This window comes from Campylobacter sputorum, assembly GCF_002220775.1.
In the GTDB taxonomy this organism is placed as follows: Bacteria; Campylobacterota; Campylobacteria; order Campylobacterales; family Campylobacteraceae; genus Campylobacter_F; species Campylobacter_F bovis.
On the sequence record NZ_CP019685.1, the window covers coordinates 415,515 to 427,117 of the forward strand.

The following is an 11,603-nucleotide window of genomic DNA, read 5'->3' on the forward strand; positions in this document are numbered from 1 at the left end:
TATGATGGATTTTTTTAAATGGACTTTACAAGCCATAAGAGCTGAGGGTTCTATGAGCTGGATGGAAGAAAGAAGGGAAGAGTGGTCTCCTCTTCTTGCTTCAAGACTGAAGTTCTTACTTGATGGTAGAGTTTTTTTGTTAATTTGCGATGAGCAAAGAGAGTGGTTTTTGAGCTATTTTTTAACAAATATAAATAGGCGTTCAATTAGTGCATCGCCTAGACCACTTTTACCATTTTTTTCACTAAAGTCAATTTATCCAAATTTAGATGATATTAGCTCAAAAGATGAAATGGCACTACTTGATGATCTTTTAGAAATAACTTTTCCAAATGGATTTATATATTTTTATATAGGAAGTAGTTCAAATAAAAGAGCTCAAGTTGCTAAAGGTCGAGATGATAGCTATATGTGGTTACTTGATGAACAATCTCAAAATGGTTTTTCTTTAAACTCAAAAGATGAAAATATAGATAGTAAATTTTTATCTCTTTATAGCCTTTTTGATAAGAGCGTAGAGGCGGCAGTTACTGCAAAGGTAAGTTTTTAAATGCAAAGTGAGATCATAATAAGCAATGATTTTGAAAGTATAAAAAATGAAATTTTAGCAAATTATGATATAAATGATATTAGATTTTTTGAGGTTGATGAGCTTTTAGTAGAGGACGCAAGAGATATCATAAAAGAAAGCTATATAGCTGAAGCTAGCAAAAAACTCATTGTTATAATGGCAAAAAATTATAGAGTTGAAGCTCAAAACACTCTTTTAAAAATTTTAGAAGAGCCACCTAAGAATATATTTTTTTGCATTGTAACAACTTCTAAAAGTTTGCTTCTTCCTACGATCAAATCTCGCCTTGTTATAAAAAATAGATTGCAAAAAATTCAAAGAAGCGAGGTGGGTTTAAATTTAAAAAAACTTGAGTTAAAAGAAATTGTAGAATTTATAGATGAAAAATCAGCCTTGCAAAGATCAGATAAGCTAGATAAAAACGAACTTTTAAAGCTGTTTGATGATATTTTATATGCAGCATTTATACAGGGTATAAATTTTTCTGCAAACGAACTTGAATACTTTTATAAGTTATCTACATTAATCACATTAAATGCAAAACCACATACTATTTTAACACCGCTTTTACTAATGATATATAAAAAATAAAAGGATATATTATGGAAATTTATAAAATAGACAATAATACAAATTTTGAAGAAATTTGTAAAACAATAAAACCTTATAAAATCGGTATCCAAAAGATGAAAAAAAAGGCAAATTTAAATTTGTTTTTGATTAAAAATATTAAAGCTCCAGCTGCAAATATCTTAAAACAAGATGCGCTTAGTATAGGTGCGGAACTTGTGTGCAATCGCACAGCTATATTAGGAAAAGAAATTGGCACAGCTTTACTTATAGCAAGTGATAAACAGATGCAGGAGTTAGCAAAAAAAGAAGCTATTCAGGACTTTGAGCTAAAAAAATTATCAGCTTTTTTAAAGCATAAATTTATAAAGCCAACCAAACCAGATATAATGGGTGTTGTAAATATAAACAAAGATAGTTTTAATGAAGCTAGTAGAGTAAGTAGTGAAACATCTATTGCTAGAATAGAGCAATTTATAAACGATGGTGCTACTTATATCGATATAGGCGGCGTTAGCTCAAGACCTGGAAGTGAGTATTGTGGCTCTAAAGAAGAGTTTGCAAGGATAGAAAAAACTATAAAAGATGTCTATAGATTAAAATTATATGAAAAGGCTAAATTTAGCTTAGATAGCTTCGATCCTTATTGTTTGGAGTTTTGTTTAGATCATGGATTTAAGATGATAAATGATATTACTGGAGATACGACTTTATGCAAACTTGCGGCAAAGTATGATGTAGAGTATTGTTTGATGCATATGCAAGGAAATCCAAAAAATATGCAAGAAGATCCAAAATATGATGATTTGATGAACGATATGGATAAATTTTTTGCAAATAAGATAGAAGAATGTTTGAGCTATGGTGCTAAAAAGTTGGTTTTAGATGTTGGTATTGGATTTGGAAAAAGTGCTAGTGATAATATGCTTCTTATAAAACATTTAGAGCATTTTTTGCATTTTGGATATCCACTTTTTGTAGGAGCAAGCAGAAAAAGTGTGATAAATTACTATTCTAAAAGTGAAGTTAAAGATAGACTTCCAGGAAGTTTATATTTGCATCTAAAAGCGTTTGAAAACGGAGCAACTATCATAAGAACACACGATGTTAAAGAACATGTTCAAATGTTTAAAATGCATAAAGTTATGAATGAATTATCTTTGTGGTAAATAAAATGGATAAAAATCAATACAAAAATGCTGTAGAAACGCTAAATTTATGGGCAAAAGCTTATTATACATTAGATAATCCAATCGCAACAGATGATGAGTATGATAAACTGTACCATGAAGTACTTGAGTATGAAAATGCTCATAATGATGAGATTTTGGCTTATTCTCCTACATTAAGAGTAGGTGGAGCTATAAGCGAAAAGTTTGAAAAATCAACTCATATAGCACCAATGTGGTCAATGGAAGATATTTTTAATAATGACGAACTTATTGCTTGGATAAATAGGGGTTTGAAATTTAACAACGATTTTTATGTTGAGCCTAAATTTGACGGTGCTAGTTTAAATTTATTATATGAAGATGGAATTTTGGTTAAAGCTACAACAAGAGGCGATGGTTTGATTGGAGAAAATGTAACTTTAAATGCAAAAACTATAACTTCGATTCCGCTTAAAATTGACTATAAAGAAAGCATAGAAATACGCGGAGAAGTTGTTATAAAAAAGAGTGATTTTGATCTTATCAATGATGAAAGAGCAAAAAATTCACAGCCTTTATTTTCAAATCCAAGAAATGCAGCCGCAGGAAGCTTAAGACAGCTTGATAGTAAAGTAACTGCTAGTAGAAAACTTATGTTTTTGCCTTGGAGTGTTGGAAGTAATTCGTTAAAATTTAAAAAGCATAGTGAGATTATGGCGTTTATACGCTCTCTTGGTTTTATGCAAGATGATTTTTTAAAAGTGTGTAAAAATGCAGATGAGATAAAAGATGCTTATAATCATCTTTTGTTAAATAGAGATAAAAAGTCTATTATGATGGATGGTATGGTTATAAGAGTTGATGATTTACAAAAATGCACAGAGCTTGGATATACTGTTAAGTTTCCAAAATTTATGGTAGCATATAAATTTCCAGCTATAGAAAAAGTTACTAAGCTTTTAGATATTACTTTGCAAGTTGGACGAAGCGGTGTTGTAACTCCTGTTGGGGTTTTAGAGCCTGTGAATATAGACGGGGCAAATGTAAAATCCGCAACTCTTCATAACTTTGATGAGATTGAACGTTTGGGACTTATGAAGAATGATTTTGTAAATATTATAAGAAGTGGCGATGTGATACCAAAAATTACAAATGTTTTTAAAGACAGGAGAGATGGTTCGCAAAGTAAAATTTATAGACCTGAGTTTTGTCCTGTGTGCTCTTCAAAACTGCTAGATGAGGGTGTTTTTATCAAATGTCAAAATATTGATTGTAGGGCTAGAGTTATAAATTCTATTATATATTTTGCATCTAAAACTTGTATGGATATAGATGGTCTTGGAGATGCTATAGTTGAACTTCTTGTAAATAGTGGTAAAATAAACTCTATTTCAGATATCTACACGCTTAAAGATGAGGATTTTAGGGATTTAGATGGATTTAAAGATAAAAAGATATCAAACCTTTTAAATGCGATAGAAGATAGCAAGACAAGAGAGCTTGAGCGTTTTATAACATCTCTTGGGATAGAACATATAGGCATTGTAGCTGCTAAAAAGATAGCCAAGGCATATCCTAATGATTGGTTAAATTTGAGTTATAATGATCTGCTTTGTTTGGATGGTTTTGGCGAAATAATGGCAAAGAGTTATATTCAGTTTGTATCTATAAATAGACAAAAAATAGAAAATTTACTCAGTTTTATAACTCCAATTACAAAAGAGCAGGGCATTATAAATAATGCATTTACTGGAAAAATTATAGTTATAACAGGAACTTTAAGTAAACCTAGAGATGATTTTAAAAGAGAACTTGAAAGTTTTGGTGCAAAAGTTACAAACTCGGTTTCTAAAAAAACTGATTATGTTTTATATGGAGATGAAGCTGGAAGTAAGTTTGATAAAGCAGTTAATCTTGGTGTAAAAACGATAAATGAAGACGAATACGAGAAGCTTTTGTGAGATTTGATCAATTTGTCGCAAATAAGCTAAATATCAGTAGAAATAAAGCGTTAAATTTAATAAAAGAAGATAAAGTTTTTTTAGATGGTAAGTTATCAAATTCCCCAAGCGCTAATGTAATTAGTGGAGAAATATCACTAAATGAACAAATTTTTGTATCAAGAGGGGCTTTAAAATTAAAACCATTTTTAAAAGAACTTAATTTAAATTTAAATTCTATGAATGTGCTTGATGTAGGAAGTTCAACTGGTGGGTTTGTAGAAATTTTGCTTCAAAATGGTGTAAAAAGCGTAACTGCTCTTGATGTTGGTACAATGCAGCTTGATAAAAATTTAAGAAATGATAGCAGAGTTATAGTTATGGAAAACACAGATATTAGGGATTTTAAAAGTGAGGTTAAATTTGATATCATAACTTGCGATGTATCTTTTATATCGCTTAAAAACATAATGCAAAATTTAAAAAATTTAACAAAAGGTATCATAATAACGCTTTTTAAACCGCAATTTGAAGTGGGGATTTTTGCAAAAAGAAATAAAAAAGGCGTTGTAATGGATCAAAAAGCTGTAATATCTGCTAGAAGAGATTTTGAGCTATTTTGTATAAATTTAGGACTTGAAATTATTTTAACAAAAGAGTGCAATATAAGTGGAAAAAATGGAAACAAAGAGTATTTTTATGCATTTAGACAAATTTGATATAGATTCTATTGCCATTGGAACTTTTGATGGAATTCATAAAGGTCATAAAGAACTTTTAAAAAAACTTACCAAAAAAGGTGCTTTGCTTGTTATACAGATGAATAAGAAGTGTTTAACTCCTGGTATAAAAAGATCACAATACTCTAAATTTCCATGCTTTTATTATGATTTTGAGCTAATAAAAAATATGAGTGGGGATGAGTTTATAGATGCGCTTTGTAATGATTTTGTAAATTTAAAAACAATAGTCGTAGGCTGTGATTTTAGATTTGGTAAAAACAGAGTTTGCGATACATTTGATTTGAAAAATTTTTTTAGTGGCAAAACTATAGTTGTTGATGAATTTAAAATAGATGGAATTGGTGTTCATAGCTCAAATATAAAAAAATTTTTAAAAGATGGAAAAATTTATGAAGCAAATAAATTTTTAGGTAGAGAGTATTGTATTGAGGGCAATGTTATAAAAGGTCAAGGCATTGGCAAAAAAGAAATTTATCCTACTTTAAATTTATATATAAAAGATTATATTTTACCAAAAGATGGCGTTTATTCCGCAAGAGCAAGAATAAATAAAAAATATTATGATTGTGTAACTTTTATAGGCAATAGAGTTTCTAGTGATAATAATTTTGCGGTAGAAACGCACATTATAGATGAAAATATTAATGAAAAAGTAGATTTTGTTGAGCTGTATTTTGTAGATTATATAAGAGATAACGCTAAATTTAGCTCTTTTTGTGAATTAAAAAAACAGATAAGTATAGATATACAAAAATCTAAAATAATGCTTGAGAATTCCAAACAATACTAAATTTAATACAAAGATTATAAATGAAAGACGATATTTTTAAAAAACCAATTTCAAAACAGTTCGAATTTGATGAAAGTGTAGCAACAGTTTTTGATGATATGATATCCCGTTCTGTGCCGTATTATGAAATTTCTCAAAGCTTGAGTGTAGATATTTTGTCAAAAATACTAAAAGAAAATGCCGTAGTTTGTGATCTTGGTTGTTCAACTGCTTCAACTTTATTAAAATTGTATGATTTAAGAAAAGATTTGATTTTATATGGATATGACAATGCTCCAAAAATGCTTGAAATAGCTAAAAATAAGTCCATAGCATATGGTGCAAAAATAGTGTTTAAAGAGTGCGACATACTTGATTGCGACTTTGTAAAAAGTGATGCATTTATTTTAAATTATACTTTGCAATTTATTAGACCTATAAAAAGAGATGAGTTTATAAAAAAACTTTATAACAACTTAAATGATGATGGGGTATTGTTATTTTCTGAAAAACTTGTTTTTGAGGATAAAAAATTTACAAAAAATATTATAGAAATTTATGAAGATTATAAAGAAAAACAAGGATATAGTAAATTTGAAATATCTCAAAAAAGAGAAGCATTGGAAAATGTTTTGATTCCATATACTCAAGAAGAAAATTATCAAATGGTAAAGAATGCTGGATTTAAAAATATGGAATGTATATTTAAGTGGGCAAATTTTGCAGTTTTTTTAGCTTTTTAGTAAAAATTTTTATGTTTTTTATATATTTTTGTTACAAAGTATTGACATAGATTATTTTTTAAGATATAATTTGCTTTCACGATTTAAGGATGCTGGTGTAGCTCAGTTGGTAGAGCTACTGCCTTGTAAGCAGTAGGTCGGCGGTTCAAGTCCGTTCACCAGCTCCATTTTGTGTAACAGTGTTTGACCAGACAATAAAAGCAATATTTTGAGGTGAGATACTCAAGAGGCCAACGAGGGCAGACTGTAAATCTGCTGACTATGTCTTCCGTGGTTCGAATCCACGTCTCACCACCATTGCTACATGCGGGAGTAGCTCAGTTGGCTAGAGCATCAGCCTTCCAAGCTGAGGGTCGCGGGTTCGAGCCCCGTTTCCCGCTCCACTTTTGGATACCTAAAACTGGGAGCTGTAGATATCTTAAAACAGTTTACTAGCCATGGTTTCCATTATAGTTGTTTGTGAATAAGAAGCGAAACTCTGCTTTGCCTTGACACTTAAAGTGCTCATATGGCTCAGAGGTAGAGCACTTCCTTGGTAAGGAAGAGGTCGCGGGTTCAAGTCCCGCTATGAGCTCCACGCTAAGTATTGCTTATATACACAAACTTGATATTAAAAAAAATATATCATAAGACGGAGGAAGAAATGGCTAAAGAAAAATTTACACGTAACAAGCCACACGTAAACATTGGTACTATTGGTCACGTTGATCATGGTAAAACTACTTTAACAGCTGCTATATCTGCGGTTCTATCAAGAAGAGGTCTTGCTGAGCTTAAAGATTATGACAATATTGATAATGCGCCTGAAGAAAAAGAGCGTGGTATTACTATTGCTACATCACACATAGAGTATGAAACAGAAAAACGCCACTATGCACATGTTGATTGCCCTGGTCACGCTGACTATGTTAAAAACATGATTACTGGTGCTGCGCAAATGGATGGTGCTATTCTTGTATGTTCAGCTGCAGATGGTCCAATGCCACAAACTAGAGAGCATATTCTACTATCAAGACAAGTTGGTGTTCCATACATAGTTGTTTTCTTAAATAAAGAAGATATGGTTGATGATGCTGAGCTTATAGAGTTAGTTGAAGTTGAGGTTAGAGATTTATTAAATGAATATGATTTCCCTGGAGATGATACTCCAATCGTAATAGGTTCTGCACTTAAAGCTTTAGAAGAAGCAAAAGCTGGAACAGAGGGTGAATGGTCTGCTAAAATTATGAAACTTATGGATGCTGTTGATAGTTATATCCCAACTCCAACAAGAGATACAGATAAAGATTTCCTTATGCCAATCGAAGATATCTTCTCAATTTCTGGTCGTGGTACAGTTGTAACAGGTAGAATTGAAAAAGGTGTAGTAAAAGTTGGTGAGACTATTGAGATAGTTGGTATTAGACCTACTCAAACAACAACAGTTACTGGTGTTGAAATGTTTAGAAAAGAGCTAGATCAAGGTGAGGCTGGAGATAATGTTGGTATTTTGTTAAGAGGTACAAAAAAAGAAGATGTAGAAAGAGGTATGGTTTTATGTAAACCAAAATCAATTACTCCTCATAAGAAATTTGAAGGTGAAGTTTATATTCTTACAAAAGATGAAGGTGGTAGACATACTCCTTTCTTTAGTAACTATAGACCACAATTTTATGTTAGAACAACAGATGTAACAGGTTCTATATCTCTTCCTGAGGGAACAGAGATGGTTATGCCTGGTGATAATGTAAAACTTACAGTTGAACTTATAAACCCAATTGCTCTTGAGCAAGGAACTAGATTTGCGATTCGTGAAGGCGGTCATACAATCGGTTCAGGTGTTGTTTCAAAAATAATAGAATAAATTTTTAGACAGGGTACTACCCTGTCATTTTGTATTGAAGGAATATTAATATGGCAAATTCTAGTAGAGTTAAAGTAGGTTTAAAATGTTCTGAGTGTGGAGATATAAATTATTCAACATACAAAAACACAAAAACAACTACAGAAAAGTTAGAATTAAAAAAATATTGTCCAAGATTAAAAAAGCATACTATTCACAAAGAGATAAAACTAAAATAGTGGGCGAAAGCCATTTAGGGCAGTAGCTCCAACGGTAGAGCGCCGGATTCCAAATCCGATGGTTGGGGGTTCGAATCCCTCCTGCCCTGCCATTTGATAAGGTTATATATGGAAAAGTTAATAAGTTATTTTAATATGTCGAAAGCTGAGTTAGGAAAAGTTATATTTCCTACAAAAGAGCAAATGAGAAATGCATTTATCACTGTTGTTATAGTAGTTACTGTAATATCTCTATTTTTAGCTTTGGTTGATCTGATTATGTCTTTTAGTATTTCGAAACTAGTGTAATAGAGTTAGGATTTATAATGGGACATAAATGGTATGCTATTCAAACTTATGCTGGCAGCGAGATGGCTGTTAAAAGAGCTATTGAGAATTTGGTAAAAGTTAGAAATATAGAAGAAAAATTAAAAGATATTTTAGTTCCAACTGAAGATGTTTTAGAATTTAAAAATGGTAAAGAAAAGATACAAGAAAAAACTCTTTACCCTGGTTATTGTTTTGCTTGTTTAGATCTTGATACTGCTTTGTGGCATGCAATACAATCACTTCCAAAAGTTGGAAGATTTATTGGTGAAGCTATGAAACCAACGCCACTAGGCGATAAAGATATTGCTACTATTTTAGAAAAAACCAATAAAAGAGCAGCACCTAAACCTAAAATATCATTTGATGAGGGTGAAAATGTTCGCATTAAAGAAGGACCATTTGCTAATTTTATAGGTATTGTAGAAGAGTATGATATGGTTCATGGCAAATTAAAACTTAATGTTTCTATATTTGGTAGAAGTACACCAGTTGAAATTTTATATTCACAAGTTGAGAAGATAATATAAGGAGAAAAGTTTATGGCTAAGAAAGTTGTAGGCGAAATTAAATTACAAATTGCCGCTACAAAGGCTAATCCAAGCCCACCTGTTGGACCAGCTCTTGGACAACAAGGTGTAAATATAATGGAGTTTTGTAAAGCTTTTAATGAAAAAACAAAAGATATGGCTGGATTTAATATACCAGTTGTTATAACTGTTTATGCAGATAAAAGTTTTACTTTTATAACCAAACAACCACCTATTACAGATCTTATAAAAAAAGCAGTAGGTATATCTAAAGGTTCTGATAATCCACTTAAAAATAAGGTTGCAAAGATTACTAAAGCACAAATTTTAGATATAGTTGATAAAAAAATTGCTGATTTAAATACTAATGATAAAGAACAGGCTGCTAAGATTGTTGCAGGCTCAGCTCGTTCTATGGGTGTTCAAGTAGTAGAATAAACCTTTTTACCGCCAAGGTTTTAAATAAGGCGGAAGCACTTTTATAAATGCGGAGAAAAAATAATGGCAAAAGTTACTAAAAGATTTAATGAATTATTAAAAAAAGTTGATTCTAATAAAACATATAGTTTAAGTGAAGGTATTCAAACTGTAAAAGGACTATCATCTGCTAAATTTGATGAGACAGTCGAGATTGCTTTAAAATTAAATGTAGATCCAAGACATGCTGATCAAATGGTTAGAGGATCAGTCGTTCTTCCTGCTGGAACTGGAAAAAAAGTTCGTGTGGCTGTTATAGCAAAAGATGCAAAAGCAGATGAGGCAACTAAAGCTGGTGCAGATATAGTAGGAAGTGATGAGTTGATTGAAGATATTCAAAAAGGTATTATGAATTTCGATGTTTTGATAGCAACACCAAATTTAATGGGATTAGTTGGTAAAGTTGGTAGAATACTTGGTCCAAAAGGGCTAATGCCAAATCCAAAAACAGGTACAGTTACAATGGATATAGCATCTGCTGTAAATAATGCAAAGAGTGGACAAGTAAATTTCCGTGTTGATAAACAGGGAAATATACATGCAGGTGTAGGTAAGGCTAGTTTTAGTGTGGAACAACTTAATGACAATATTTCAACTTTTATAAAAGCTATAAACAAGCATAAACCATCAACCGCTAAAGGTAGATATGTTAAAAATGCTTCTTTATCACTTACAATGAGTCCTTCTGTTGTTCTTGATACTCAAGAAGTTATGGATTTAAAATAATTTTTAATAATTATATCTTAGATTAGAGATAGCCGAGGCTGTAAGCTTAATTGGGTTTATCCCTCTCTGCTTGAAATTGCTGGTCGGAAAGGAGTTAAGAATGATAAGAAGCGAAAAAGCAAAATTAGTTTCAGGATTACAAGAAGAATTTTCATCATCTGAAGCTATTGTTGTGTGTGACTTCAAAGGTTTGAGTGTTAAACAACTTGAGGTTTTGCGTGCAAGTGCTAAAGAAAAAGAAGTTAATGTTCAAGTTATAAAAAATACACTTGCAAAAGTTGCTCTTAAAAAAGCTGGCATAGAAGCTTTAGATTTTAAAGATACAAACATTTTTGTTTGGGGAAAAGATCAACTTGCAGTTACAAAAGTTGTTGCTAAATTTGAAGAAACAAATAATCTTTTCAAGATTAAAACAGCTTATATAGAAAATGAAGTTGCTAGCGTTGAGAAAGTTGTGGCTCTATCTAAAATGCCGAGTCGCGATGAGCTTATTGCTATGCTTTTACAAGTGTGGAATGCGCCTTTACAAAATTTTGTTATAGGACTAAATGCACTTAAAGAGAAAAAAGCACAAGAAAGTGCATAAAATTTAGGAGAATAAAATGGCAGTTACTAAAGAAGATGTTTTAGAGTTTATTTCAGGTCTTTCAGTTCTTGAGCTTTCAGAGCTTGTAAAAGAATTTGAAGAGAAATTTGGTGTTAGTGCAGCTCCAGTTGTTATGGCAGGTGGTGCAGCAGCAGGTGGTGCAGCAGCAGGTGGTGAAGAGAAAACAGAATTTGATGTTATATTGACAGACGCTGGTGATAAGAAAATTAATGTTATTAAAGTTGTTAGAGCTCTTACTGGTCTTGGACTTAAAGAGGCTAAAGATGCAACAGAAAATACTCCTTCAACAATTAAGGAAGGTATCAGCAAGGCTGATGCTGAAGAAGCTAAAAAACAGCTTGAAGAAGCTGGTGCTAAGGTTGAACTTAAATAATATGTGGAAGGGATTTGTTTCCCTTCCAAAATACGA

At 31.5% G+C, this 11,603-nt stretch carries 15 protein-coding genes and 5 tRNA genes; all 20 read left to right on the forward strand.

The genetic code is table 11. The features are described from left to right. The first annotated feature begins 1 nt into the window (after position 1). The 20 genes from CSPB_RS02130 to rplL all read left to right on the forward strand — a co-directional run bounded on the left by CSPB_RS02130 (position 2) and on the right by rplL (position 11,567). Positions 2-550: a HobA family DNA replication regulator gene (locus CSPB_RS02130; RefSeq protein WP_033916509.1), complete on the forward strand. Its 549-nt coding sequence runs from the start codon at positions 2-4 to the stop codon at positions 548-550. Then, complete coding sequence (locus tag CSPB_RS02135) at positions 551-1,162, forward strand: DNA polymerase III subunit delta' (RefSeq protein WP_089192972.1); 612 nt, start codon at positions 551-553, stop codon at positions 1,160-1,162. Positions 1,163-1,173: 11 nt separating this feature from the next. Next, a complete protein-coding gene (gene folP / locus CSPB_RS02140) occupies positions 1,174-2,310 on the forward strand; it encodes a dihydropteroate synthase (RefSeq protein WP_089192973.1) in 1,137 nt (378 codons plus the stop codon). 5 nt (positions 2,311-2,315) lie between these two features. Continuing rightward, positions 2,316-4,253, forward strand: coding sequence for an NAD-dependent DNA ligase LigA (ligA, locus tag CSPB_RS02145; RefSeq protein ID WP_089192974.1), 1,938 nt, complete (start codon positions 2,316-2,318; stop codon positions 4,251-4,253). Next, positions 4,250-4,951 (forward strand): 23S rRNA (cytidine-2'-O)-methyltransferase TlyA, encoded by a 702-nt coding sequence (gene tlyA, locus CSPB_RS02150; RefSeq protein ID WP_089192975.1) that lies wholly within the window; start codon positions 4,250-4,252, stop codon positions 4,949-4,951. The genes ligA and tlyA overlap by 4 nt, the downstream gene beginning before the upstream one ends. Beyond that, positions 4,911-5,765, forward strand: a complete 855-nt coding sequence (locus tag CSPB_RS02155; protein ID WP_227484191.1) for a bifunctional riboflavin kinase/FAD synthetase — start codon at positions 4,911-4,913, stop codon at positions 5,763-5,765. Before tlyA ends, CSPB_RS02155 begins: the two co-directional genes overlap by 41 nt. A 20-nt stretch (positions 5,766-5,785) precedes the next feature. After that, a complete protein-coding gene (cmoA, locus tag CSPB_RS02160) occupies positions 5,786-6,487 on the forward strand; it encodes a carboxy-S-adenosyl-L-methionine synthase CmoA (RefSeq protein WP_033916503.1) in 702 nt (233 codons plus the stop codon). A 91-nt stretch (positions 6,488-6,578) separates the two neighbouring features. Beyond that, positions 6,579-6,654 (forward strand) — tRNA-Thr (locus CSPB_RS02165). Positions 6,655-6,699: 45 nt separating this feature from the next. Beyond that, positions 6,700-6,784 (forward strand) — tRNA-Tyr (locus CSPB_RS02170). 9 nt (positions 6,785-6,793) lie between these two features. Beyond that, a tRNA-Gly gene (locus tag CSPB_RS02175) sits at positions 6,794-6,870 on the forward strand. Between the two features lie 119 nt (positions 6,871-6,989). Further along, a tRNA-Thr gene (locus CSPB_RS02180) sits at positions 6,990-7,064 on the forward strand. Positions 7,065-7,130: 66 nt separating this feature from the next. Then, positions 7,131-8,330 carry an elongation factor Tu gene (tuf, locus tag CSPB_RS02185; RefSeq protein WP_033916502.1) on the forward strand — a complete coding sequence of 400 codons (1,200 nt, stop codon included), beginning with the start codon at positions 7,131-7,133 and terminating at the stop codon, positions 8,328-8,330. A gap of 50 nt (positions 8,331-8,380) precedes the next feature. After that, complete coding sequence (rpmG, locus tag CSPB_RS02190) at positions 8,381-8,548, forward strand: 50S ribosomal protein L33 (RefSeq protein ID WP_033916501.1); 168 nt, start codon at positions 8,381-8,383, stop codon at positions 8,546-8,548. Positions 8,549-8,564: 16 nt separating this feature from the next. After that, positions 8,565-8,640 (forward strand) — tRNA-Trp (locus CSPB_RS02195). A 16-nt stretch (positions 8,641-8,656) separates the two neighbouring features. Further along, positions 8,657-8,836 carry a preprotein translocase subunit SecE gene (gene secE / locus CSPB_RS02200; RefSeq protein WP_033916500.1) on the forward strand — a complete coding sequence of 60 codons (180 nt, stop codon included), beginning with the start codon at positions 8,657-8,659 and terminating at the stop codon, positions 8,834-8,836. Positions 8,837-8,850: 14 nt separating this feature from the next. After that, positions 8,851-9,384: a transcription termination/antitermination protein NusG gene (gene nusG / locus CSPB_RS02205; protein ID WP_193625314.1), complete on the forward strand. Its 534-nt coding sequence runs from the start codon at positions 8,851-8,853 to the stop codon at positions 9,382-9,384. Positions 9,385-9,396: 12 nt separating this feature from the next. Further along, positions 9,397-9,822, forward strand: a complete 426-nt coding sequence (gene rplK / locus CSPB_RS02210; RefSeq protein ID WP_089192976.1) for a 50S ribosomal protein L11 — start codon at positions 9,397-9,399, stop codon at positions 9,820-9,822. 63 nt (positions 9,823-9,885) lie between these two features. Next, on the forward strand, positions 9,886-10,587 hold the full coding sequence (gene rplA / locus CSPB_RS02215) for a 50S ribosomal protein L1 (RefSeq protein WP_089192977.1): 702 nt from the start codon (positions 9,886-9,888) through the stop codon (positions 10,585-10,587). Positions 10,588-10,687: 100 nt separating this feature from the next. Further along, complete coding sequence (gene rplJ / locus CSPB_RS02220; RefSeq protein ID WP_089192978.1) at positions 10,688-11,173, forward strand: 50S ribosomal protein L10; 486 nt, start codon at positions 10,688-10,690, stop codon at positions 11,171-11,173. A 16-nt stretch (positions 11,174-11,189) separates the two neighbouring features. Then, positions 11,190-11,567 (forward strand): 50S ribosomal protein L7/L12, encoded by a 378-nt coding sequence (gene rplL, locus CSPB_RS02225; RefSeq protein WP_033916495.1) that lies wholly within the window; start codon positions 11,190-11,192, stop codon positions 11,565-11,567. Positions 11,568-11,603: the final 36 nt, after the last annotated feature.